Raw genomic sequence first — 23,646 nt, forward strand, 5'->3', positions numbered from 1 at the left:
AAAGGAGTAGGAGGAATTATTATGGAAAAGAAAGGAACAATTTTGAGTGGGATGCGCCCTACAGGAAAGTTACATTTAGGTCATTTAATTGGGGTCTTAAATAATTGGAGGAATCTTCAACAGGAATACAATTGTATTTTTGAGATAGCTGATTGGCATGCACTGACAACAAAATATGATCAGACTGAAAATATAAAGAATGATATTAGAGAAATGGTGATTGATTGGATTAGTGCGGGGATTGATCCTGAAGAGAGTACTATCTTTGTTCAATCTGATGTACCTGAAATTGCGGAGTTAAATCTATTATTATCAATGATTGTTTCTGTATCTAGATTAGAAAGAAATCCAACATATAAAGAACAGGTACAAGAGTTAGGGGTTAAGGGCTCTATTCCTTTTGGTCTATTGGAATATCCAGTCTTACAAGCAGCAGATATCTTGATTCATAAAGCAGATACAGTACCTGTTGGGGAAGATCAATTACCACATATTGAAATTACTAGAGAGATTGCACGTAGATTTAATCACTTATATGAAGAAATTTTTCCTGAACCGGAACCGAAATTAGGACAGGTTCCTAAGTTATTAGGGTTAGATGGACGGAAGATGAGCAAAAGTTATGGTAATGCTATTTATTTAGCTGACGGGTCAACAGAGATTGCTGACAAGGTCAAGCAGATGGTGACAGATCCAGAAAGAATAAGATTAAAAGATCCAGGTAACCCTGAAGTCTGTTCTGTCTATGATTATCATCAGCTCTTTAATTGTGAAGAGATTGAAGAACTTGCTCAAGGATGCTCTACTGCTGAGATTGGTTGTATGGATTGTAAGCAGAAATTAGCTGATCTGTTGACCGATTATTTAGTTGATGTTCATCAAAAACGAGAAGAACTAAAAGCTGATCCAGAATTAATAGATCAAATCTTAGCTGAAGGAGCTAGCAAAGCACGCCAGACAGCTCAACAGACATTAAAAGAGGTTAAAGAGGCGATGAATTTAGTTTATTCTTAATTACAAAATAGCTTCACAATTGACAATTGACGGAATGTACAATTTACAATTAAAGATTAAATTCTTAAAAGCTTAAGTTCTTAAAAGATTAAGTTCTTAAAAGATTAAGTTCTTTGAAGAACCTTGTGGCAACAAGCTTTGGTTGACTTTGATTATAAGATTTAAGGTTTTTAATTGTCCATTGTCCATTGTCCATTGTCCATTGTCCATTGTCAATTGTACATTGTAAATTGTAGACTAAGATGGGGTGAGATTATGGGTTATCAAATTAAAATTGATACCTTTGAAGGGCCAATTGATTTATTATTACATTTATTGAAGAAGAATAAAGTAGAGATCTGTGATATTAAAATTTCTGAGATCACGGAGCAGTACTTAAACTACATTAATAGAATGCAGCAGTTTGATTTAAATATAGCTAGTGAATTTTTAGTGATGGCAACGAAGTTAATGGAGATTAAGGCCCACACTCTCTTACCTAGTCCTAAAGAAGAAGGTGAAGATGAGGTTGATCTTAAACAGCAGTTAGTAGAACGGTTACTGGAGTATAAAAAATATAAACAGCTAGCAACTCAACTACAAGAATTTGAAGAAGAGCAACAGGAAAGATATACTCGAAATGTAGCTCCTTTATTGGGTAACTTGGAATTTGAAGCAGAAAATCCGTTAGAAGATGTAGAGCTTGAACAATTTGTGGCAGCATTTGAGAAGGTAATTAAGCGAGCTACAATTAAAAAGAAACAACAAGAAGAGAAAGATCCAAAACAGGAAGAAAAGCTATCATATTTGACTCCAGAACAGGTTACAATTAGTGAGCAAAAAGAATATATTAGAAAGAGTTTAGTTGTTGCAGGAGGAGAAATTAATTCTTTAGATTTGTTTTTAGAATTAGATTCTAGGCTGGAAATTGTTGTGACTTTCATGGCTTTATTAGAACTAATTAAAAGGCAAGAGATAAAGATTAAACAGGACTTTAATTTTTCTGAGATTAAGATTTATTATACAGGGATGGTGTCAAATGTTAGAACAATCTGAATTAAAAGCTGCTATTGAAGCATTATTATTTATGGCAATTGAGCCATTACAGATTAAAGAACTAAAAAAAACAATAAAAGCAGACATAGCTGAGGTCAAGGAAATATTAGAAGAAATTAAGATAGATTATAATCAACAAGATAAAGGGATAGAATTGGTTAAGGTAAATCATGGTTATCAGTTACAGACTAAAGCCAAGTATGCTTCTATTATTAAGGACTTTCATCAACCAGAAGTAACTAAGGCCCTTAGTCAGGCGGCGTTAGAGACTTTGGCTATCGTTGCTTATAAACAGCCAGTTACTAGAGCAGAGATTGAAGATATTAGGGGAGTAAATGTAGAAAAGGCATTAAAGACATTACAAAAGAGGGGTCTCATATCTGAACAAGGTCGTAAGGATGCAATTGGGAAACCGATTATTTATGGAACAACTGCTCAATTTCTTGAGTATTTAGGGTTAGAAAGTTTAGATGATTTGCCTCAACCAGAGGAGTTTGTCAAATTAAATAATGAAGAATTAGAAGAGATTAAGCCAGATGCTAATTAGCATCTGGCTTTTTTTCTTATGTTTATTTTTGAAGTTTTTGTTTTGACTTAAACTTAAACTCAAACTCAAACTCAAACTATGACTGGAGTTCATTTTGTTTACTGTGTATATTTGAATTTAAGCGAGGGGAAAATAAGGATTATAGGTTAGAAGGTGATAATAATGTCTTATCTGTTGAGTTTAATCGTTTTAATAATTATGGCAATTTTCTTTTGGGTACCAATTAAAATTGAGGTAGATTTTGAGCGACAGCAAGAAAAGAATAACTTAGATCTTAAGTTATCGATATTATTTATTAATTATAAATTGAATTTATCATATCTGGAAATCAAGAAATTATTATCACTGCCGACTTTAGAAATTGAAGGTGATCTGAATAGTATCTTTATAGATAAGGTAGATGTTACTGAGAAATTAGATCAAAATGAATTAAAAAAGTTATATAACTTTTTTAAAAGATCGTATCGACTTAATAAACGAGTTAAAACTTTTTTAGTTTTAACTCATAATTGTCAATCTTTTTTATGGAAGACAAGCTTTGGCTTAGTTAACCCTGCTCATACTGGGTTAGTTACAGGTGGTTTATGGGCTTTTAAAAGTTCAGTAATTGGCTTTTTACAAGAGTATTTGGAGTTCAAAACGTTACCTTGTGTTCAAGTAAAGCCAAATTTTAATCGGAAGCAACCAGTAAGAATAGAACTTAAAGGTATATTTGAATTTAAATTAGTTAATATTATACATATAGGTATTAAAATTATTTGGTATGAGATTAAAAGGAGGATTAAATAAAATGGATGATCATCCAATTGAAACATTGATGAATACAGCAATGGGAAATATAAAGAAGATGGTTGATGTCAATACAATTGTTGGTGATGCAGTTGAAACAAAGGATGGAAGTGTAATTATTCCAATTTCAAAGGTTAATTTTGGATTTGCAGCAGGGGGAGGAGAATATAGTAGCAAGGAAAATAAGAAGAATAGTTCTGAGGAGCCAAAATTTAGTGGAGGAAGTGGAGCAGGTGTAATGTTACAGCCAATGGCTTTTTTAGTTGTCAAGGAAAATCAGGTTAGACTATTACCCGTTAATGATAATGCAGTTATAGAACGTTTAATTAATATTGCTCCTGAGTTGATTGAACAGATTAAAGGGTTTTCTAAGAAGGATAATAATGGAGAGATGAGAAATAGAGGATTTTAATTTTAGCTTAGTTAGGAACAGTAAGTGAAAATAGGGGGTAATCTATGAAAAATAAAAAATATTATAGTATATTAATCATACTCTTTTATTTAGTATTAGTAAGCAATCAACAAGCAGTAGCTCAGCCTCAAGTGAATGCTAGAGCTGCTATTTTAATAGATGCTGAAACGGGGAAAGTACTTTATAATAAAAATATGCATGAGGTGCGTCCTCCAGCCAGTACAACTAAAATAATGACTGGAATATTGGCAATTGAGTATGGGAATTTAGCAGAACAGGTTAGTGCTAGTAATAGAGCAGCTTATGAAGGAGGCTCCTCTATCCATTTAATTCCTGAAGAGACTCTAACTTTACGTGAGTTAGTTTATGGTCTATTAGTTAAATCAGGAAATGATGCTGCAGTAGCTATTGCTGAACATATAGGTGGATCAGTAGAAGAATTTGCTGAGATAATGAATCAGAAGGCAAGAGAGGTAGGAGCATTACAAACCACTTTTAAGAATCCAAATGGTTTACCTCAAGAAGGTCATTTGACGACAGCTTATGATTTGGCCCAAATTACTCGTTATGCATTAGAAAATGATTTTTTTGCTGAAGTAGTTGCCACTCCTAAAAAAAGAATCTCCTGGCCGGGTAATGCCTGGGATAGAATTTTGATTAATACGAATAGGTTACTGACTCGTTCAGAGATGGTAGATGGGGTTAAGACAGGTTATACATCAGCAGCAGGAAAGTGTTTAGTGGCTTCTGCTACCAAGAACGGACAGCAATTAATCAGTGTTGTTTTAAAAGGTGGAGATGTATGGAATGATTCTTTGACATTGTTAAGTTATGGATTTAATAATTATAGTAAAGTTGATATTATAACTAAAGGAGAGTTAATTAAAGAAATAGAGTTTAGAAATGGTAAGCAGCTGGGGCTAAAAGCAGCAGATGAATTTAGGTTGGCAATAGATAATGAGAGTCAAATAAATTTAAAACAGGTTATAGATCTCAATCAAGATATTCGATTACCTGTTGAAGTTGGAGAAAAGGTAGGAAAGTTATCTATTTATGATAGTGATGAGCAGTTGTTAGGTCGAGTTGATTTAATAGCAGATAGAGATATTGAAGCTTCAGCGTGGATTAATTTTTGGCGAAGATTAACGTCGATAGTGCAGACTTATTTTTAAGGAAGGAACTTCAGCAGCTATCGTGAATATAATCAAAGGAACAAAATTATTTAATTGAGGTGATAGTTGATGGAGCGTTTACAAAAAGTAATGGCTAAAGCAGGAGTAGCATCGCGGAGACAGAGTGAGAAGTTAATTGCAGCAGGAAGAGTAAAGGTCAATGGAAAGGTAGTTACTGAATTAGGAAGTAAGGTTGATCCTGATCAGGATCAAATTGAAGTTGATGGTGAGCAAATAACTAAAGAAAAACTGGTTTATATTTTGTTAAATAAACCACAAGGTTGCGTTACGACTGCTGATGATCCTCATGGAAGAAGGACGGTCTTGGATTTAATTAAGGTTAAACAACGGGTTTATCCAGTAGGAAGATTAGATTATGATACGGAAGGATTGTTACTTTTGACTAATGATGGTGATGTAACTTATGCTTTAACACATCCTAGCCATCAGGTTACTAAGAAATATATAGCTACAGTTAAAGGTGTTCCTAACCAAGGAAATTTAAAAGCACTAGAAAGAGGGATTAAATTAGCTGATGGTTGGACAGCACCGGCTGAAGTAGAACTAGTAGTTAATTTTAGTGAGCGAGCAATTTTATCTTTAGAAATTCATGAAGGTAGGAAGCATCAAGTAAAGAGAATGTGTAGAGCAGTTGGACATCCAGTTCAAGAATTAAAAAGGATTAAGATGGGGCCTTTAGAGTTAGATGATGATTTAAAGTTAGGAGATTATAGATTTTTAAGAAAGAATGAAATAAAGCAGTTAAGGGAGCTTGCCAAGAAAGTAAAGGAAAATGAGTAAACAGAATTATATTATTCCAATCTTCGTGCCCCAGTTAGGATGTCCTCATGACTGTGTTTTTTGTAATCAAGAAGAGATTACGGGAATTAAAGAGCAGATTAATCTTAAGCAGATAAGTGAGCGGATAGATGATTATTTAGCTACTATTCCCCGCCAAGCTGATCGAATTGAGGTTGCTTTTTATGGTGGGAGTTTTACTGGTATTCCACAACAACTACAGCAAGATTTATTAACTGTAGCTAATAAAAGGTTAGCAAGGGGTAGAATTAATGGAATTAGATTATCAACTCGACCGGATTATATTGATAGCAAAATTTTAGATTTTTTAAAACAAAATAATGTAACTGCAATTGAATTAGGAGTTCAATCACTTGATAATAATGTCTTAGCTGCTGCAGGTAGGGGGCATACTAGAGAAGATACTCTACATGCAGTAGAATTAATTAAAGAATATAACTTTGGACTTGGCTTGCAAATAATGCCTGGACTACCCTCTTCTAGTGAAGATTCTGATTTGGCTACGGGAAGAGGAATAATAAATTTAGGGCCAGAATTCGTAAGAATCTACCCTACGTTAGTTATTAAGAATACTGAATTGGCCCGTTTATATCAGAGAGGTGTGTATACTCCTTTATCCCTCAAAGAAGCTGTTGGAAGTACAGCAAAATTATTGAATTTATTTAGGAGGGTTAATATAGATGTAATTAGGATTGGTTTGCAGCCTTCAGAAAGTGTTAATCAAAAAGAGATTTTAGCTGGGCCATTTCATCCAGCCTTGAGACAGTTAGTTGAATCTAAATTACTCTTAACTAAGATAGAGGAGAAATTAAAAGAGGTTTCAGTTGGAGATAAGATGAGGATAACTGTTCATCCTAAAGATTTATCAAATTTAAAAGGACAAAAAAATAAAAATTTTGTATATTTAAAAAAAGAATATGATATTAATGAAATTAGGTTTAACTTAGATGATACCTTGGTTAGAGGAGAAGTTGTAGTTGATTTACTTTAATAAATTTTTAGAAAATAAAGGGATTTTTTCGTTTTCCGTGAATATTATAGTTAAACGACACACTATACATTAATAGAAGTCATAAATGTAGTTATAAAATTAAAGGGGGATAAAACATGGAAATATTAAAGGTATCATCAAATTCAAAACCGAAATCTGTAGCAGGGGCATTAGCGGCTGTTTTAAGAGAAGAAGGTAGGGTTGAGATGCAAGGTGTTGGTGCTGGTGCAGTTAAAGGCAGTAAAAGCCGTTGCAATTGCAAGGGGCTTTGTAGCACCGAATGGGATAGATTTAATAGCTATTCCAGCTTTTACAGAGATAGAAATTGATGGTGAGGAAAGAACAGCGATTAAATTTATTGTTGAGCCTAGATAAAAATTTAAATTTAATTATTTGCTCTAGTTGACCTATCTACTCTTGTAGGTAGGTTTTTTTATGGGTAATATATTTTATTTTTATTTAATTTATGATAAAATAAAGTTTAGTGTTTCGATTTTGGTAAGAAGGAGGGACTGGTTTGTTTTTAAAACAGATTGAGATTAAGGGATTTAAATCTTTTGCTGATAAAGTACAGATAGATTTTGAACCAGCAATTACGGGCATTATTGGTCCTAATGGGAGTGGGAAGAGTAATATTTCGGATGCAGTGAGGTGGGTTTTAGGAGAACAGAGTGCTAAAACACTGCGTGGCTCCAAGATGGAAGATATAATATTTGCTGGGAGTAAGCAGCGAAGAGCATTAGGGATGGCTCAAGTTTCTTTAACTTTAGATAATAGTCAAGGTGAATTGCCAATAGATTATAATCAAGTGACTATTAGTAGAAGGGTAACTCGTAGTGGAGAAAGTGATTACTTAATTAATAATAATATTTGTCGTTTAAAGGATATTCAAGAGTTATTATTGGATACAGGAATTGGAAAGGATTCCTATTCGATTATTGGACAAGGAAAAGTAGATCAGATCTTGAGTGAGCGTTCTGTAGATAGACGAGAGTTATTTGAGGAAGCAGCAGGGATTAGTAAACATAAACAGAGAAAAAAAGAAGCAATTAAAAAATTAGATAGTACTGAACAAAAATTAAACCGAGTAGGAGATATTATTGAGGAGATAAAACGCCAATTAAATCCTTTACAAGAAGAAGCTACTAAAGCTAAAGAATATAAAAAACATCAAGGTCAATTAAAGGAATTAGAAGTTAATTTATTATTAAATCAATATGTTCAATTAGATAATAAGTTTGATCAACAGATTTCTATTAAGCAAAAGCTATCATACCAGTTAACCGAAGCTAAGGCAGGGGTTAATGAATTTGATTTGAAAATAGATAACTGTCAGACAAAACAACAAGAATTAGTAGTAGCAATTGATCAGCATAAAGATGCTCTATTTAATACTAAACAGGATTTAGAGCGGCTTGAAAGTAAATTAGAGTTACTTGCAGAAAGGAAAAAGAGTCTTATAGAACAACAAGATAAGGTTAATCAGGAAATAATTGAGTTAAAAGATAAGATGAGTTTGCTCGAAGAAGAAATTTCTAAGAAAAGAGAAAAGGAGGAAAGTTTAGAGCAGAAGTTACAGCAGAAACTTTCGTTGTTAGCTAATAAGGAGGAAGAACTTGATCAAATTAGGAAAAAATTAGCAGAAAAATTAGGTTCCAAGCGAGAAATTGAGGATAATAAGTTAACTCAGGCTAATCAAATAACTGATTATAAACATCAGGTTGAAAGTTTAACTAAAGAGATTGAACGTTGTCAGCAGGAAAGTGAAGGGTTAATTGAGGTTAAAGAGAAGTTACAACAAAAAATTGAAAAAGTTAATGAAGAGAAGGAAGTTAAACTTAAAAAATTAGAAGAAGTTAAAAATAATTTATCCAATTTGCAAGCTGATTATGAAAGAAAGAAGATAGAACAAGAAGAATTAAAGAAGGAATTAAATACTATCCAGGAGGAGTATCAACAACTAAAAGAGGAATTAAATAATAAAGAATCTAGATTAAATGTTTTAGAAGGGATGCAAGATAATTATCAAGGTTATTATCGTGGAGTTAAGAACTTACTTAACTATATTAAGCGAACTCAGGATTTAAATGGAGTGTGTGGAGTAGTAGCTGAATTAATAGAGGTACCTCAAGATTATGAAACGGCAATTGAAGTTGCTTTAGGTAGTAAATTACAGAATGTAGTTGTCGAAGATGATCAAGTAGGAAAGAAGGCAATTGAATATTTAAAGGATAATAAAGCTGGAAGAGCTACTATGCTACCCCTTAATTTAGTTACATCACGGTCGCTAAGAAAGAGTGAAGAACGGGGATTGGAGTTAGAGGGAGCAATTGGGGTGGCTAAAGATTTAATTGATTATCAAGTACAATACCGACCAGTAATTGAAAATATTTTAGGTAGAGTTATTGTAGCTGAAAATATCGATGCAGCTGTTGAAGTTTCTAAAGCAACTAATAAGCGGGTTAAGGTTGTTACGTTGGATGGAGATGTAGTTAATCCTGGAGGAGCAATGACTGGAGGAAGTTATGCTCAAGATAACAATTTATTGGGGCGGAGTCGAGAAATTGAGCAATTAAGAATAGAAGTAAAGAAGCTTTCTAAAAAGATAACTACTTTGGAGCAACAAGGTCTTGCTAAAAAAGAAGAGCTAGTAATTAATCAAGAACAGATCAAAAAAATAAAGGAAAAATTACATCAATTAGAGATTCAAAAGACAACTTTTGAAAAGGACGAGCAGCAATTAGAAAGAGAATTGGCTCGGATTGAGGAAGAGGTTGAGTTTAAAGTTAATAAAATTGAACAGTTAGAGCAACAAATTATCGAATTTGAAATTACAAAAGAAGAATTAGTCGATAACTTAAATCAACTGTCTGTGAATGAGGATAATTTAGAGTCAACAACTGATCAGTTAGAGTCAGAGATTAGTTCAATTGAGCAGAAAGAAGAATTACTTGTTGAGCAGATTACTGATTTAAAGATTGAATTAGCTTCTGTTAAGGAAGGAAAGAAGAATTTAGAAACTGAATTAATGAAGTTAGAGCAGACTTTTAAGCAAAGTCAACAGCAATTAAAAGAGAAAGAAGAGGAAATTATTAGGTTAGAAAATAAGCAGGTTCAACTTAAAGATACCGCCCAAAATTTAGCTTTAGAACAGCAAGAGTTAAATTCTAAAGTAGGGAATTTAGAGGAGCAGTTGCTTAGTTTAAGAGAAGAAAAAAAAGAAGTTAAAGAGCGAATCAATCAGTTTCAGCAACAATCAAAAGAGGTCAGGGAGCGATATCAGAATTTGCAACAAGAGTATAATCAAATAGAGGTGGAGTTGGCCCAATTAGAAGTTAAATTAACTAACGTTGAAACTAAACTGACTGATGAGTATCAATTAGATATAGACTTAGTGGTTGAACAGCGAACAGCAATTGAGGATTTTTCTGAGGTTAAAGAAAAGATTAAAAAGTTAAAGCAAGAGGTGAAAAGATTAGAACCGGTTAACTTAGGAGCAATTGAAGAGTATAAAAAATTAAATCAACGCTTTGATTTTCTTAAAGAGCAATCTGATGATTTGGCCCAAGCGAAAAAATCATTGCAGAAAGTAATAGCTGAGATTAATGAAAAGATGGAACAGAAATTTGCTAAAACCTTTAAAGAGGTAAAAGGTGAATTTGAAGATATATTTGTTGATTTATTTGGCGGAGGACAAGCTAAATTAACTTTAGAAGATGAAGCTGATTTATTAGAGACAGGTGTGGAGATTAATGCTCAACCACCTGGTAAAAAACTACAGAAGCTATCTTTAATGTCTGGTGGAGAAAAGGCTTTAACAGCTACTGCATTAGTATTTGCTTTATTGAAGGTTAATCCGAGTCCTTTTTATGTATTAGACGAATTAGATGCTCCTTTGGATGCTGCTAATGTAGATCGTTTTGCTAATTATTTGGATAAGTTGTCGTCTCAAACACAATTCATAGTGATCACTCATCGTAAAGGAACAATGAAGGTTGCAAATTCGTTATATGGTGTTACTATGGAGGAATCTGGTGTTTCAAAATTAGTTTCTTTACAGTTAGATCAACTGGCTGCCTTTTAATTGTATATTAAGTATTAAAAATAGAGAAAATAGATTAGAAAAGGAGGAAGATAATGAGGATTAAAGGAATAGCGAAATTTATAGTAGATAGAATTGTAGAAAGAAGTAATTATTTAAGTCAGGGTCGCTCTGTAGGAGCAATTGGTTTTGTTAATCAAGACGGATATATAGATGCTTTATCTGAAGTTGTTAATGGAGGGATCTCTGGCATTCCTTACCGTGAGATGTTATCTAAAGTTGTTGAAGCAGATGGTAAGTCTTTATTAGAAATTATTAATCAACTACCTGATAACGCAGTTATTATTACAACTAATCCAGGGAAAACAGGGATTATTGTAGGAACAGGTGGGGTTAGTATCTTTAATTGTCCTCTAGTTAGGATTGGTGTTAAGATGGGCCAACCTGCTGGGGTAGGTATCATCTACCCAGAACCTGATTATTTTGAATTGGCTACTGAATCTGAAGAAATTCAATTAGAAAGGTTGACAGCTAAGACGATGGATGAAGAACGAGAGATATTACGTAACTTATTTAATTTAAGGTTAAAGTACTTAGATATTAGTCAAGAATTAGAAGTAATAGAGATTAAAGAGCAGGAAGTTGATTTTGAACAGAAAGAGCAAGATGAATGGGAGGTTCCATTTATTGAGGTCAATTCTCTTTCTAAAGAATTTGCTACCAAACTAGTAGAGAAATCAACTACTGTGGAGCAAGGTAGAGAAGTAGCAGCTTTTGGTGAGGTTAAAGATGGTCACATTGTCCAAAAAGGAGAGATTGTAGTAGGAGGAATGGGTTATGTTCCATCACGGATGTTAGCTTCAAGTTATACTGATATTACTAGAAAATCTTTGCGAGAGGTTTACTCAACAGTAATTCCTAACAATGTAGCGATTGTTCATACTCATCCTGGAGGGACTGGAGTCATGCATATGGGAGATGCCAAAGCTGGCCCGGGAACATGGGGACGACCTGTTGTGGCTATTGGTCATAATAAAGAAGGGGAGATCAAAGGGGCTACGGTAATTGAGTTATTATCAGAAGTAGCTGAGCTTGATCAAGAATATGAAAGGATTGGTCAGGAATATTATGAAGCTGAAACCCCAGAAGAAGAAGCTAAAATAAGAAAGAGGCGTTTTGGGATTGCTCAAGAATATACAGATTTATGCAAATCATTAGAAATTAAGTAAAAAAATTAGGAGGAGAACTGATGTTAAAGAAGATATTTGGTTTTGGAAAGGAAGAAGAGGTTAAAGAGCAAGAAGTAAATGAAGAACAGGAAGAGACTACAAAAGAAAAACCTGGATTATTTAAGAGGTTAAAGGATGGTTTAAGTAAGACGCGAGAAGGATTTGTATCTCAAATTCAAAATTTATTTAGTCTTTATTCTAGTATTGATGACGAATTGTATGAAGATCTAGAAGAGATTTTGATTCAAGCTGATGTTGGTGTTCATACTACGATGAAATTGGTTGATCAGTTAAAGACAGAAGTAAAAGAAAGGAAGATTAAAGAACCAGAAGAATTAATAGAAATTTTTCAGAAGCAGTTATGCCAACTATTAAGTCAAGATGTAGAGCAAGTTGAAGAGAGTGATCAGCCAACTATATTAATGGTAGTAGGAGTTAATGGAGTTGGCAAAACAACAACGATAGGTAAGATTGCTCAACGGGCCAAAAATGCGGAAAAGGATGTATTGTTAGCAGCAGGAGATACCTTTAGAGCAGCAGCTATTGATCAGTTAACAGCTTGGAGTAATAGAGTAGGAACAGAGGTTATAGCCCATCAGGAGGGAGCAGATTCTGCTGCAGTAGCTTATGATGCAGTTCAAGCAGCTAAATCAAGAGCAACCGATTTATTAATTGTTGATACTGCAGGTAGACTACATACTCAAGCTAATTTAATGGAAGAATTAAAGAAGATTAAGCGAGTGATAGTAAGAGAAGCAGAAGGGATTAAAGTCGAAGTTTTATTGGTATTGGATGCAACAACTGGTCAGAATGCAATTTCACAGGCTAAATTATTCAATCAAGAAGTTGATGTAGATGGGATTGCTTTGACTAAATTAGATGGTACAGCTAAAGGAGGAGTAGTAATAGCTATTATGGATGAATTGGGCATTCCAATTAAGTTGATTGGAGTTGGAGAAGATCTAGAAGATTTACAAGATTTTGAACCAGAAACATTTATTAATGCTTTATTCGAACAATAATTGTCTAACTGCTTGACAAAAAAATAATTATATGTTATATTATCTGCTGTAAAGGGAAAATACTTAACAGCAATTGTAGGTGATCTTTATTGAAGGTAGAAAAAGTAATTAAAATTGGAAAGTTATTCGCCTTTTATGCTTCTTTATTAACAGAAAGGCAACAAGAGTTTATGAGCTTATACTATTATCATGATCTCTCTTTAGGAGAAATTGCTCAGCAAAAATTGGTTACTCGGCAGGCTGTTTATGATAATTTAAAGAGATCGGAACAGGCTTTACAAGAATATGAAAAGAAGTTAAACTTAGTTAAGTATTATGATAAAATTCAATTAGAAATCGATAATCTAGGGCAGGTAATAGATCAGATTGAATCTCGGCTTGAATTAGAAGAGGTTGAGAATTTACGGGGGATTTTGGATAGATTACAGACCTATCAGAAGGGGGAATTGATGTGATTTTCGAGGGGTTAGCGGAAAAGTTACAGAGTACTTTTGATAAATTAAAAGGTAAAGGTAAGTTATCCTCGAAAGATGTTAAAACTGCCTTAAGAGAAGTTAAGTTGGCATTGTTAGAAGCGGATGTAAATTTTAAGGTTGTTAAAAACTTGATCAATAAAATTGAAGAAAGAGCTGTTGGACAAGAGGTTTTAGATAGTTTAACTCCAGCTCAACAAGTAATTAAGATTGTTAATGAAGAGTTGACTGATTTAATGGGGGGCACCCAAAGTAAGATTAATTTTGGGGCCAAATCTCCAACAGTAATTATGGTAGTAGGCTTACAGGGTGCTGGTAAAACAACTACTGTTGGTAAACTGGCTAAAAGATTTAGAAAAAAAGGAAAAGATCCTTTATTAGTAGCGGCTGATATCTACCGTCCTGCTGCTATTAAACAGTTACAAGTACTAGGTGAGAGGATAGAACAGCCAGTATTCAGTATGGGTGACAAACAAAATCCTGTTGATATAGCTAAAGCTGCTATCAGTAATGCCAAGTCAAATGGAAATGATATTGTAATTATAGATACTGCGGGACGATTGCATATAGATGAAGACTTAATGAATGAATTAGAAGACATTAAAGGTGCAGTTACTCCTCATGAAATCTTATTGGTAGTTGATTCTATGACTGGTCAGGATGCTGTTAATGTAGCAGAAAACTTTGATCAAAAATTAGGAATTGATGGTGTTGTCTTAACTAAATTAGATGGTGATGCACGTGGTGGTGCTGCTTTATCTATCAGTTCTGTTACAGGACGACCAATTAAGTTTGTAGGGATGGGAGAGAAGTTAGATGCTTTAGAGCCTTTTCATCCTGATCGAATGGCTTCCCGGATCTTGGGTATGGGAGATGTATTAAGTTTAATTGAGAAGGCTGAGGAGCAGATTGATGCTGAAAAAGCTAAAGAGCTAGAGGAGAAATTACGAAAAGAAGAGTTTACATTAGAAGATTTTTTAGACCAGATGAATCAAGTTAGAAATATGGGTTCATTAGAGGAAATATTGAATATGATTCCTGGAGTAGGCAAACAGCTGAAGGGTCTTAATATGGATGAAGGTCAATTAGACCGGATTGAAGCAATTATTAGTTCAATGACTATTGAGGAACGGAGAAATCCAGAAATTATTAATGGAAGTCGACGTCGTAGAATTGCTAATGGAAGTGGGACGACTGTGCAAGATGTCAACCAGCTTTTAAAGCAATTTAAGCAGACTAAGCAGATGATGAAGCAGATGGGTGATTTACAGAAAGGTAATATGGGTGGATTAAAAGGAAAGATGAAATTTCCTTTCTTTTAAATAGAATTTAAGTTTAAGGCTAAGGTTGAGATTAAGTCAATCTCCAAGAATAGCTGTTTAGTTTTTACTTAGACTTAAACTTGAACTTAACCTTAATTTTGTTAAAGGAGGTGACAAGAATGGCAGTTAAGATTAGATTAAAAAGAACTGGAGCTAATAGAAATCCTTCTTATAGATTGGTTGTGGCTGATTCTAGAAAGCCACGTGATGGAAGATTTATTGAAGAGCTAGGTTTTTATAATCCTACTACTGAACCAGAGACAGTTAAAATTGATGAAGAGAAAGCACTAGAGTGGTTACAAAATGGTGCTAAACCTTCTAATACTGTTAGGAATATTTTCAGTCGAGAAGGAATTATGAAGAAGTTTGATGAAGCGAAGTAAGTTTGGAGGTGCTTTAATTGAAGGCGCTACTAAAAACGATTGTAAGTAATATTGTAGACAAGCCTCATGAAGTATTTGTACGCAAGATAGAAGATAGTAAGACAATAACTTTAAAGTTAACAGTTGCTGATGAAGATATGGGTAAGGTGATAGGAAAGCAAGGTAAGATTGCGAAGGCTATCAGAACAGTAATCCAAGCAGCAGCAACTAAGGAAGGTAAGAAGGCTAGCGTAAAGATTATACAATAATTACTTGCTAAAATTACTTACTAAAGGCTAGGGGCAACTCTAGCCTTTTCTTAATGAGAGAGTTTAATGTAGGGTATATTATAGTATAGTATAGTGGATAGAAAAAATCTAAGAGCGGATTTTTTCATCATGAAGGGTTCAAAGAACCCGAAGGGAGAAGTAAGAAACAAATGTACAGTTTACAATTTACAATGTACAGTTAAAAAAGCAATGAATAGTTAATAATGAATATTGAATAGTTAAAGGTCAGGAGCTTAAGAGAAAAAGCAGTGAGCAGTGAGTAGTAAACAGTTAAGAGCTAAGTAATAAAGAGCAATAAAAAATCTAAGAGCGGTTTTGACTTTGAGGTGTTTAACTGTCAACCGTCCCTACAGGTCTTTGTCAAGACCTTTCGTGAAATCCATAGAAACCATATCTACTGTACACTGCAAACTGATATTTAAAGAGGTGATTAGTTATGAGTGAAGAATTAATTACGATAGGTCAAATTACTCGGCATCAAGGGAATAAAGGTGAAGCAAGGGTTATTCCTCTCACTGATTATCCAGAGCGATTTGAGTATTTAGATCGGGTTTATTTAGTTAAAGATGATCAGACTAAGGATGAAGTAATGGTTGAAGAAATCAGATACCATAAACAATTTATTATTATTAAATTTGCAGGGATAGATGATATTGGAGAGATTATGGCTTATAAAAATTTCTATCTGCAAATTCCTCAGGCAGAAGTGGTTGAGTTACCAGAAAATAATTATTATTTATATGATATTATTGGACTTGAAGTTTATACTGTCCAAGATGAATACTTAGGGCAGGTTGAAGAGGTCTTAGAGACTGGGGCCAATGATGTCTATGTAGTAACTAAAGATGGTAATGAAATTTTAATTCCAGCAACTCTCGAGGTGGTTTTAGAGATAGATTTAGAGCAAGGAAGAATGGAAGTCAAGTTACCTTCGGGATTAAGGTAGGTGTTAAGATGAAAATTAATGTGTTGACCCTATTTCCTGAAATGTTTAAAAGTGTTTTAGGAACTAGCATGTTAGCTAAAGCAAAAGAACAGGAGTTGATCTCTGTAGATTTGATAGATATTCGAGATTATACTCAAGATAAGCACCGTCAAGTTGATGATTATCCTTATGGTGGAGGAGCAGGAATGCTTTTAAAACCAGAACCTATCTTTAGAGCGATTGATGATGTTGATTACCCTAGTCAAACTCCGATAATATTTTTAACCCCCCAAGGAGAGACCTTTAATCAAGCTAAAGCTAAAGAACTTGCTAATTATGAAGAATTGATCTTATTATGTGGACATTATGAAGGAGTAGATCAACGGGTAAGAGAGGAATTGATCACCAATGAAATTTCGCTTGGTGATTATGTATTGACTGGTGGAGAATTGCCAGCTATGGTTTTAATTGATGCTGTTGCTCGATTGATCCCAGGGGTGTTGGGTAGTCAAGAATCTGCTGTAGAGGACTCTTTCTATCAAGGAATATTAGATTATCCGCACTATACTCGTCCTAGGGATTATAAAGGATTAGAAGTACCACAAGTCTTATTAAGTGGAGATCATGGTCGAATTGAGCGGTGGCGGAGAAAGAAGGCATTAGAAAACACATTACATAAACGACCAGATTTATTGAAAGATGCTGATTTATCTGTACAAGATCAGGAATTATTAGCAGAAATTAAGCAGGAGTTGAAGGAGGAGTAAAATGGAACAACAGGTTTATTTAGCTTTATTACATAACCCTGTTTATAATAAAAATATGGAAGTAATTACTACTACAGTAACCAATTTAGACTTACATGATATTGCTCGAGCCAGTAGAACATATAATATTGGTCAGTATTACATAGTTAATCATTTAGACTCCCAACAAGATTTGGTCAATCGAATGAAAGATTATTGGGCAGGAGATTTTGGAGCAGAATATAATCCTGATCGTAAAGAGGCATTCAGTGTACTTGAGATTAAGGCTGAGCTTAAAGATGTAATAGCAGATATAACGGCTAGGGAAGGTAAAGAACCAACTTTAGTTACGACTGATGCTAGAACTTATTCTAATACAATTAGTTATAGAAAATTGCGCCAAGAGATTGCTAAAGGAGAAGAAGTATATTTGATTTTATTAGGGACAGGTTGGGGCTTGACCAAAGAAACTATGAAATCTGCTGATTATATCTTGGAGCCAATTTATGGGCCAGGTGATTATAATCATCTGTCAGTTAGAAGTGCTGCTGCTATTATTTTGGATAGATTGTTAGGAGAAGTTTGGTGGTAGAAAAAATCTAAGAGCGGATTTTTTCATCACGAAGGGTTCGAAGAACCCGGAGGGGAAGTAGGAAACAAATTTACAATTTACAATTTACAATGTACAATGTACAATGTACAGTTAAAAACCAAGTGATAGAGAGTAATAAAAAATCTAAGAGCGGATTTTTTCATCACGAAGGGTTCGAAGAACCCGGAGGGGAAGTAGGAAACAAATTTACAATTTACAATGTACAATGTACAATGCACAGTTAAAAACCAAGTGATAGAGAGTAATAAAAAATCTAAGAGCGGATTTTTTCATCACGAAAGGTTCGAAGAACCCGGAGGGGAAGTAGGAAACAAATTTACAATTTACAATGTACAATGTACAATGTACAATGCACAGTTAAAAACCAAGTGATAGAGAGTAATAAAAAATCTAAGAGCGGATTTTTTCATCACGAAAGGTTCGAAGAACCCGAAGGGCGATGTAAGAAATAAATTTACAATTTACAATGTACAGCTTATAGTTGAAGAGCAAAATCTTAAAAGCTTAAGACCGTTGAAAAGTCTTATGTTTAGGAGCTTAGAGTGGTTTTGAATTTATTTTTTTAACTGTCAACTGAATAACAAAAGAAATTAAGGGGAAAATATAGCTTGTAATTAGATTTGGCATGTGTTATAATAATTTACGGACAAAAACAGGCGGTCCTCTGGCTAATATAGTTAAGAACGTTTTGTGAGAGGAGGAAAGAGTATGAACTTAGTTGATATTGTAGAACAAGAGCAATTACGTGATGATATTCCTGAGTTTGGCCCAGGTGATACTGTTAGGGTTCACCTTAAGGTTCAGGAAGGTGGGAAAGAAAGAATCCAGGTTTTCGAAGGTATTGTAATTAAAAGACAAGGTGGTAGTGTACGCGAAACCTTTACTGTAAGAAAGATATCTTTCGGTGTTGGAGTTGAGAGAATCTTCCCATTACATTCTCCAAAGATTGACAAGATTGAAGTTGCTAAACGTGGAGATGTTAATCGAGCTAAATTGTATTATTTAAGAGAGCGTCAAGGTAAGGCTGCTCAAGTACGAGAAAAAAGAAATTAATTAAATTGTACTTAAATTTATTTAAGAAGGGGACTGGCTGTGTAGGCTTGTCCTCTTTTGTATAGGAGTGTCTATTAATGATAGATAAAGAGACGATTAAAGAATATTTGGAAGCAGTTGTTGTGGCGGTAGTAATTGCCTTTTTTATTATTAATTTTGTTGCTCAAGCTTTCTATATTCCTTCAGGTTCAATGAGACCTGAATTGCAGCCTGGAGATAGAATCTTTGCTAATAAATTTATTTATAGATTTCGTGAACCACGTAGACAGGAGGTAGTTGTCTTTAAATATCCTGTTGAGCCTGAACTTAACTTTATTAAAAGAATAATTGGTATGCCTGGTGATCGAGTCGAAATTGCTGATGGGCAGATTTATATTAATGATCAAGTATTAGAAGAGGATTATGTAGTAGAAAAGATGTATAGTGATTTTTCAGAGGTTGAAGTTCCTGATGATAATTATTTTGTATTGGGAGATAATCGGAATAATAGTGAAGATAGCAGGTATTGGGGCTTTGTTCCGCGTGAAAATATCGTAGGACAAGGTAGTTTTATTTTTTGGCCGCTAACTAGAATAGGGCTGATTAATTAGAGGGGGATAAGTTTAATGTCAATTCAATGGTATCCTGGTCATATGGCTAAAGCTAAGAAGAAGGTTGAAGAAGGTTTAAAATTAATTGATGTAGTAATTGAGTTATTGGATGCTAGAATTCCATTAAGTAGTAGAAATCCTGATATAGATGATCTTTTGGCAGACCAAAAGAGAATTATTGTACTTAATAAGAAGGATTTAGCTGATCACAAACGAACTAAAGAGTGGAAGAGATATCTTGCTAAGTCAGCTCCAACGTTAGCTGTTAATTCTTTGACTGGAGCAGGAGTAAACCAAGTTTTAAATTTAGCTCAACAAATAATGAAAGATAAGTTGTCTGCTCTAGCAGATAAGGGACGTAAAGAACGTGATATTAGATTAATGATAGTTGGTATTCCTAATGTTGGAAAGTCACAATTGATTAACCAACTTAGCAATAATAAGAGTGCTCGAACCGGAGATAGACCAGGTGTTACTAAGGGCCAACAATGGGTCAAGTTAAGAAAAGGTTTTGAGTTATTAGATACTCCTGGGATTTTATGGCCTAAGTTTGAAGATCAAGAGGTTGGTTTTAAACTAGCAATTACGGGAGCGATTAAGGAGAAATTGGTTGAAAGTGAGTTGCTTGCTTATAAATTAGTTGAAATCTTACAAGAAGTTGCTCCTAACAAGTTAAAAGAAAGATTTAACTTAGATCAATTGACTCCTGATACATATCAGTTAGTAGCAGATATTGGACGGAAGCGTGGTTGTTTGCAGTCGGGAGGAAGAATTGATCGGGAGCGGACGTCTAAGATAATTATTAAGGAGTTTCAGGAGGGTAAATTTGGTAAACTTACATTAGAATTACCGCCAACAGTTTAATTATTTTTGTTAGGAGTTAAAGATAAGGAGTTGTTAGAATGGATTTATCTAAGTTAACGATTAAAGAGGTTAAAGCTGAAGTTAAAGTTTTAGAAGAAATATCACAAGAGCTAATTGAGAAGCTGGCAGCTGATTCTAGAAAAGGGATTCAGAAGTTGGCCCAGCGGCTTGTCCGTCAAAAGGAGAAAAGACAACAGACTATTGCCAAATTTAAACGGATGAGCCAACATGAAGATAGATTACGCCAGCAAGGTTACAATTTGATTGCAGGGATAGATGAGGCAGGTCGGGGGCCTCTAGCAGGACCAGTAGTAGCTGCTGCTGTTATTCTACCAGAGGATACTTTAATCTTAGGTGTAGATGACTCTAAGAAGTTATCCGAAAAGAAACGTGAAGAATTATTTACACTTATCCAAGAGCAAGCGTTGGGTATTGGGGTTGGAATTATTGATAGTCAAACAATTGATCAGATTAATATTTTACAAGCCACCTATCAGGCGATGAGAGAAGCAATTGCTGATTTAGAGCGGGTACCTGATTATTTATTGATTGATGCTGAACATCTTCCTGACACCGATCTAGCACAGGCAGCAATTACTGAAGGAGATAGTAATAGCGTTTCAATTGCTGCTGCTTCTATTATAGCTAAGGTAACAAGAGATCGACTCTTGGTTGAATATGACCAACAATTTCCTGAATATAACTTGGCCCAGCATAAAGGCTATGGAACCCAAGAACATATTCAAGCTTTAGAACAATATGGGCCAACTTCAATCCATCGTACTTCCTTTAAAATAGTTAAAAATTTAAGCTAACTGGAGGCATGTAATGTTGCTTAAAGCTGGTACTAAGTTAGAAGGGGTTGTCCTAGAATTAAAAGAAGATAGTGCAGTGATTAAATTTGATCAGAAAGCTATTGAAGCTCAAATAATGACCGATTTAAAAGTGGGTCAAAGAATTACTGTTGAGGTTAAGGGTTGGTATCAAGGAAGAGTTATTTTGAAAATTTTGGGTACAGATGATAAATTATCTGCTACCAAAATTGATATTAAAGCTTAATAGAGTGAACCCCCCCGCAATAAAACTTGGAGGGGTCAATCTATAGTGAGAGATAATCACTTAAGTGACTATCTTTATTTTTATTATATGTAAATAAGTAAAAATAAGTACAGATAAGCTCTAGTAATCATCAGAAAAAATTACCAATGAACAAAAAATGGTTAGGAAGTTTCAATAATTATTTGATGATTTGACCATAAAAAGCATTAAAATATTTTTGTATACTATATATAGTATAATGCAGATAGCCACCTACTACATACAGTATGTTTTTGATGGTTTCATCATTAATTAGACTTTTTGAGGTTGAACCATTTAATAAAAAAGAACATATAAGATCAGTAAAGCTATGGGAAGGATAATAAATATTATCCTTCCCATAGCTCATTATAAGTCCAGAAAAAGATTATTAAATTGCTTAATTTATAAGTTTGAATAAGATTTAAGCTTTCTGACTCTTATCTCCACTAGTTGGAGGAGCAATATCAATTCTTTCAGATACATGATCGCGTCCCATAAAGAAGTTAATCCAAGATGATGTACGATATAAATCCCAGTTAACTGGAGGAACAATATATTCTTGTAACTGTTCTTCTTCTCCGTAAGGCTTCAATCTATCATAAACTCTAACATAGATACATTTTTGTTCCTTTGGATATACTTCACACCAGCCATCTCTACTACCACCACACGCACCATTTCTTTGGTTCTTTGGACATTGAGACATCGGACATAGATAAGCTAAATCAAATAGTGCACAGTCTCCACATTCCCGACATTCATTAGAAACTGTCTTAATCACACGCTCCATAAGATCAAATGGTCCTTCGAAAATACTATCTTCAACAGTTTTACATAAAAATTGCATCGGTTTAAATAATGGACTAGCTGGCTCAAAGAGAGCATGGTGCATTACTCTAAAGCTACTATTAACAAACTCCTTACTTGGTTTATGATTTCTAGCAGCAGGTTTATCAGTATTTAAGCCAGTCTCTTCATCCTTTTCAAAGTAATAGAAGCCATCTTCCATTGGGTAGTCAAACTCATGGACAAGGTCTTTCCAATTAGGAGCTAACTCTTCTCCTTTTTCAATGATGAACTCTAAATCCTCATAACTCATACCATGACCAGCAATGTGTACTCCAGCAAAACCCATACCTTTTTTGAAAGCATACATCTTAGCTGCTCTTTCAAGTCCAGCCTGATGACCACCATCGTCAGCATCCTTCTCCTTAGCTAAATCAGCAACTAAGTCATCAGTAACAACACATCCTGGAATGCGGTTAGCATTCATAGCTCTAGAGGCACCATAAGATAGGACATATACATTACCGATAATTGGAATATCCCAACCTTGTTGTTCTACAAACTTAATTAATTCATGGTATTTACGAGCATCATAACCAAGTTGAGGAATGATATATTCTGCTCCTGCTTCAACCTTTTTCTTTAACTTATAATATTGAGCCATCTGCTCTGATTCTAATGCCTTAAATGGAGAAGCCGCTACTCCTGGGAAGAAATTAGTCGGCTTTAGACTATTAGAACGACCAAAAGCATCTTTATACTCTAGTCCGTCATTAAGATCTTTCATTAACTCTACTATATGAACAGGGTCAAAGTCATAAACAGGTCTGGAACGACCATTATAGCCACTTACTGGATAATCACCTGTCATTACCAAAATATTATTGACATTTTCTCGTTCCATAGAGTAAAGAAAACTTTCAATCTGATTTCTATTCTTATCTTTACAAGTAAAGTGAACTAAAGGTTCAATTCCCATCTCTTTAATTTTGATACCTAAATATTCAGCAGAAATAGCTGGATTTCCTCCTGGATTATCAGTGATAGTTATAGCATCTACTTTACCTCCTTCAACGGCCCTTTCTGTGTTTTTAAAGATCATCTCCTGGTTGGCTTCTCTTGCTCCACGTCCTGGTACTAGCTCCCAGGTTATGGTGAATTCATCGTCATTTAAAATAGATTCTTTTAGTTTGTTTGTACCCATAATCTCATCTCCCTTTTTCGTTTATTAGTTATAAATATTAATTTTTTGACGCTCCACTGAGTAAGTTCACGTGGATTCCTCATTCCTAGAAACTAGCCTATTTCTGCTAATATCAAGTATTAAGTAAAAAATGAGGTCTTACAGTTTCTCCAGAGGCTTGAAATCCCGTACGCCCTACGGTAGATATAGTGTTTATGTGTTTCACGAAGAGTCTTGTTTTTTTTAAGACTCGTAGGTTGTACGATTAGATTTTCTGATACTTTGAA

At 34.3% G+C, this 23,646-nt stretch carries 24 protein-coding genes and 1 pseudogene; 24 read left to right on the forward strand and 1 reads right to left on the reverse strand.

What is annotated here, in order from left to right:
* The first annotated feature begins 21 nt into the window (after positions 1-21).
* The 24 genes and pseudogenes from trpS (at position 22) to MWH25_RS05080 (ending at position 21,369) form a co-directional block, all read left to right on the forward strand.
* Positions 22-1,014, forward strand: coding sequence for a tryptophan--tRNA ligase (gene trpS, locus MWH25_RS04965; RefSeq protein WP_248626494.1), 993 nt, complete (start codon positions 22-24; stop codon positions 1,012-1,014).
* Positions 1,015-1,269: 255 nt separating this feature from the next.
* Positions 1,270-2,049: a segregation and condensation protein A gene (locus MWH25_RS04970; protein ID WP_248626496.1), complete on the forward strand. Its 780-nt coding sequence runs from the start codon at positions 1,270-1,272 to the stop codon at positions 2,047-2,049.
* Positions 2,033-2,596, forward strand: a complete 564-nt coding sequence (gene scpB, locus MWH25_RS04975) for an SMC-Scp complex subunit ScpB (RefSeq protein WP_248626498.1) — start codon at positions 2,033-2,035, stop codon at positions 2,594-2,596. Before MWH25_RS04970 ends, scpB begins: the two co-directional genes overlap by 17 nt.
* Before the next feature lie 162 nt (positions 2,597-2,758).
* Positions 2,759-3,385, forward strand: coding sequence for a DUF2953 domain-containing protein (locus MWH25_RS04980; RefSeq protein WP_248626500.1), 627 nt, complete (start codon positions 2,759-2,761; stop codon positions 3,383-3,385).
* A 1-nt stretch (position 3,386) separates the two neighbouring features.
* Positions 3,387-3,797: a GerW family sporulation protein gene (gene ytfJ / locus MWH25_RS04985; RefSeq protein ID WP_248626502.1), complete on the forward strand. Its 411-nt coding sequence runs from the start codon at positions 3,387-3,389 to the stop codon at positions 3,795-3,797.
* Between the two features lie 44 nt (positions 3,798-3,841).
* On the forward strand, positions 3,842-4,969 hold the full coding sequence (locus MWH25_RS04990) for a D-alanyl-D-alanine carboxypeptidase family protein (protein WP_248626504.1): 1,128 nt from the start codon (positions 3,842-3,844) through the stop codon (positions 4,967-4,969).
* 69 nt (positions 4,970-5,038) lie between these two features.
* Positions 5,039-5,770 (forward strand): pseudouridine synthase, encoded by a 732-nt coding sequence (locus MWH25_RS04995; protein ID WP_248626506.1) that lies wholly within the window; start codon positions 5,039-5,041, stop codon positions 5,768-5,770.
* Entirely contained in the window at positions 5,763-6,779 is a 1,017-nt protein-coding gene (locus MWH25_RS05000; protein ID WP_248626508.1) for an elongator complex protein 3, read from the forward strand. Before MWH25_RS04995 ends, MWH25_RS05000 begins: the two co-directional genes overlap by 8 nt.
* Before the next feature lie 116 nt (positions 6,780-6,895).
* Positions 6,896-7,154: pseudogene (locus tag MWH25_RS05005) on the forward strand (stage V sporulation protein S).
* 142 nt (positions 7,155-7,296) lie between these two features.
* Entirely contained in the window at positions 7,297-10,863 is a 3,567-nt protein-coding gene (smc, locus tag MWH25_RS05010) for a chromosome segregation protein SMC (RefSeq protein ID WP_248626510.1), read from the forward strand.
* Positions 10,864-10,916: 53 nt separating this feature from the next.
* The gene (locus MWH25_RS05015; protein WP_248626512.1) at positions 10,917-12,050 is read left to right on the forward strand and encodes a peptidase S7; all 1,134 of its coding nucleotides are present in this window, start codon (positions 10,917-10,919) and stop codon (positions 12,048-12,050) included.
* Positions 12,051-12,070: 20 nt separating this feature from the next.
* Positions 12,071-13,072, forward strand: coding sequence for a signal recognition particle-docking protein FtsY (gene ftsY / locus MWH25_RS05020; RefSeq protein ID WP_248626514.1), 1,002 nt, complete (start codon positions 12,071-12,073; stop codon positions 13,070-13,072).
* An 89-nt stretch (positions 13,073-13,161) separates the two neighbouring features.
* On the forward strand, positions 13,162-13,527 hold the full coding sequence (gene ylxM, locus MWH25_RS05025; RefSeq protein ID WP_248626516.1) for a YlxM family DNA-binding protein: 366 nt from the start codon (positions 13,162-13,164) through the stop codon (positions 13,525-13,527).
* Positions 13,524-14,867, forward strand: coding sequence for a signal recognition particle protein (ffh, locus tag MWH25_RS05030; RefSeq protein WP_248626518.1), 1,344 nt, complete (start codon positions 13,524-13,526; stop codon positions 14,865-14,867). Before ylxM ends, ffh begins: the two co-directional genes overlap by 4 nt.
* A 119-nt stretch (positions 14,868-14,986) precedes the next feature.
* Positions 14,987-15,250 carry a 30S ribosomal protein S16 gene (rpsP, locus tag MWH25_RS05035; RefSeq protein WP_248626520.1) on the forward strand — a complete coding sequence of 88 codons (264 nt, stop codon included), beginning with the start codon at positions 14,987-14,989 and terminating at the stop codon, positions 15,248-15,250.
* 17 nt (positions 15,251-15,267) lie between these two features.
* Positions 15,268-15,498 (forward strand): KH domain-containing protein, encoded by a 231-nt coding sequence (locus MWH25_RS05040; protein ID WP_248626522.1) that lies wholly within the window; start codon positions 15,268-15,270, stop codon positions 15,496-15,498.
* 457 nt (positions 15,499-15,955) lie between these two features.
* Positions 15,956-16,465: a ribosome maturation factor RimM gene (gene rimM / locus MWH25_RS05045; protein WP_248626524.1), complete on the forward strand. Its 510-nt coding sequence runs from the start codon at positions 15,956-15,958 to the stop codon at positions 16,463-16,465.
* A gap of 8 nt (positions 16,466-16,473) precedes the next feature.
* Positions 16,474-17,211 (forward strand): tRNA (guanosine(37)-N1)-methyltransferase TrmD, encoded by a 738-nt coding sequence (trmD, locus tag MWH25_RS05050; RefSeq protein WP_248626525.1) that lies wholly within the window; start codon positions 16,474-16,476, stop codon positions 17,209-17,211.
* Position 17,212: 1 nt separating this feature from the next.
* On the forward strand, positions 17,213-17,782 hold the full coding sequence (locus MWH25_RS05055; protein WP_248626526.1) for an RNA methyltransferase: 570 nt from the start codon (positions 17,213-17,215) through the stop codon (positions 17,780-17,782).
* 729 nt (positions 17,783-18,511) lie between these two features.
* Complete coding sequence (gene rplS, locus MWH25_RS05060; protein WP_248626527.1) at positions 18,512-18,856, forward strand: 50S ribosomal protein L19; 345 nt, start codon at positions 18,512-18,514, stop codon at positions 18,854-18,856.
* A gap of 77 nt (positions 18,857-18,933) precedes the next feature.
* Positions 18,934-19,446 (forward strand): signal peptidase I, encoded by a 513-nt coding sequence (gene lepB / locus MWH25_RS05065; RefSeq protein WP_248626528.1) that lies wholly within the window; start codon positions 18,934-18,936, stop codon positions 19,444-19,446.
* Positions 19,447-19,461: 15 nt separating this feature from the next.
* The gene (gene ylqF / locus MWH25_RS05070; RefSeq protein WP_248626529.1) at positions 19,462-20,310 is read left to right on the forward strand and encodes a ribosome biogenesis GTPase YlqF; all 849 of its coding nucleotides are present in this window, start codon (positions 19,462-19,464) and stop codon (positions 20,308-20,310) included.
* A 38-nt stretch (positions 20,311-20,348) separates the two neighbouring features.
* On the forward strand, positions 20,349-21,125 hold the full coding sequence (locus MWH25_RS05075; RefSeq protein ID WP_248626530.1) for a ribonuclease HII: 777 nt from the start codon (positions 20,349-20,351) through the stop codon (positions 21,123-21,125).
* 13 nt (positions 21,126-21,138) lie between these two features.
* Positions 21,139-21,369 carry a hypothetical protein gene (locus MWH25_RS05080; protein WP_248626531.1) on the forward strand — a complete coding sequence of 77 codons (231 nt, stop codon included), beginning with the start codon at positions 21,139-21,141 and terminating at the stop codon, positions 21,367-21,369.
* Between the two features lie 442 nt (positions 21,370-21,811).
* Here the strand turns inward: MWH25_RS05080 and MWH25_RS05085 are convergent, their stop codons facing one another.
* Positions 21,812-23,380 carry a methylenetetrahydrofolate reductase C-terminal domain-containing protein gene (locus tag MWH25_RS05085; protein WP_248626532.1) on the reverse strand — a complete coding sequence of 523 codons (1,569 nt, stop codon included), beginning with the start codon at positions 23,378-23,380 and terminating at the stop codon, positions 21,812-21,814.
* Positions 23,381-23,646 lie beyond the last annotated feature (266 nt).

It is taken from the genome of Natroniella acetigena (assembly GCF_023227745.1).
In the GTDB taxonomy this organism is placed as follows: Bacteria; Bacillota; Halanaerobiia; order Halobacteroidales; family Halobacteroidaceae; genus Natroniella; species Natroniella acetigena.

Bases quoted from the DNA above. Each gene is read 5' to 3' on its own strand.
- trpS (WP_248626494.1), top strand. From the start codon at position 22: ATGGAAAAGAAAGGAACAATTTTGAGTGGGATGCGCCCTACAGGAAAG.
- MWH25_RS04970 (WP_248626496.1), top strand. From the start codon at position 1,270: ATGGGTTATCAAATTAAAATTGATACCTTTGAAGGGCCAATTGATTTA.
- scpB (WP_248626498.1), top strand. From the start codon at position 2,033: ATGTTAGAACAATCTGAATTAAAAGCTGCTATTGAAGCATTATTATTT.
- MWH25_RS04980 (WP_248626500.1), top strand. From the start codon at position 2,759: ATGTCTTATCTGTTGAGTTTAATCGTTTTAATAATTATGGCAATTTTC.
- ytfJ (WP_248626502.1), top strand. From the start codon at position 3,387: ATGGATGATCATCCAATTGAAACATTGATGAATACAGCAATGGGAAAT.
- MWH25_RS04990 (WP_248626504.1), top strand. From the start codon at position 3,842: ATGAAAAATAAAAAATATTATAGTATATTAATCATACTCTTTTATTTA.
- MWH25_RS04995 (WP_248626506.1), top strand. From the start codon at position 5,039: ATGGAGCGTTTACAAAAAGTAATGGCTAAAGCAGGAGTAGCATCGCGG.
- MWH25_RS05000 (WP_248626508.1), top strand. From the start codon at position 5,763: ATGAGTAAACAGAATTATATTATTCCAATCTTCGTGCCCCAGTTAGGA.
- MWH25_RS05015 (WP_248626512.1), top strand. From the start codon at position 10,917: ATGAGGATTAAAGGAATAGCGAAATTTATAGTAGATAGAATTGTAGAA.
- ftsY (WP_248626514.1), top strand. From the start codon at position 12,071: ATGTTAAAGAAGATATTTGGTTTTGGAAAGGAAGAAGAGGTTAAAGAG.
- rpsP (WP_248626520.1), top strand. From the start codon at position 14,987: ATGGCAGTTAAGATTAGATTAAAAAGAACTGGAGCTAATAGAAATCCT.
- rimM (WP_248626524.1), top strand. From the start codon at position 15,956: ATGAGTGAAGAATTAATTACGATAGGTCAAATTACTCGGCATCAAGGG.
- trmD (WP_248626525.1), top strand. From the start codon at position 16,474: ATGAAAATTAATGTGTTGACCCTATTTCCTGAAATGTTTAAAAGTGTT.
- MWH25_RS05055 (WP_248626526.1), top strand. From the start codon at position 17,213: ATGGAACAACAGGTTTATTTAGCTTTATTACATAACCCTGTTTATAAT.
- rplS (WP_248626527.1), top strand. From the start codon at position 18,512: ATGAACTTAGTTGATATTGTAGAACAAGAGCAATTACGTGATGATATT.
- lepB (WP_248626528.1), top strand. From the start codon at position 18,934: ATGATAGATAAAGAGACGATTAAAGAATATTTGGAAGCAGTTGTTGTG.
- ylqF (WP_248626529.1), top strand. From the start codon at position 19,462: ATGTCAATTCAATGGTATCCTGGTCATATGGCTAAAGCTAAGAAGAAG.
- MWH25_RS05075 (WP_248626530.1), top strand. From the start codon at position 20,349: ATGGATTTATCTAAGTTAACGATTAAAGAGGTTAAAGCTGAAGTTAAA.
- MWH25_RS05080 (WP_248626531.1), top strand. From the start codon at position 21,139: ATGTTGCTTAAAGCTGGTACTAAGTTAGAAGGGGTTGTCCTAGAATTA.
- MWH25_RS05085 (WP_248626532.1), bottom strand. From the start codon at position 23,380: ATGGGTACAAACAAACTAAAAGAATCTATTTTAAATGACGATGAATTC.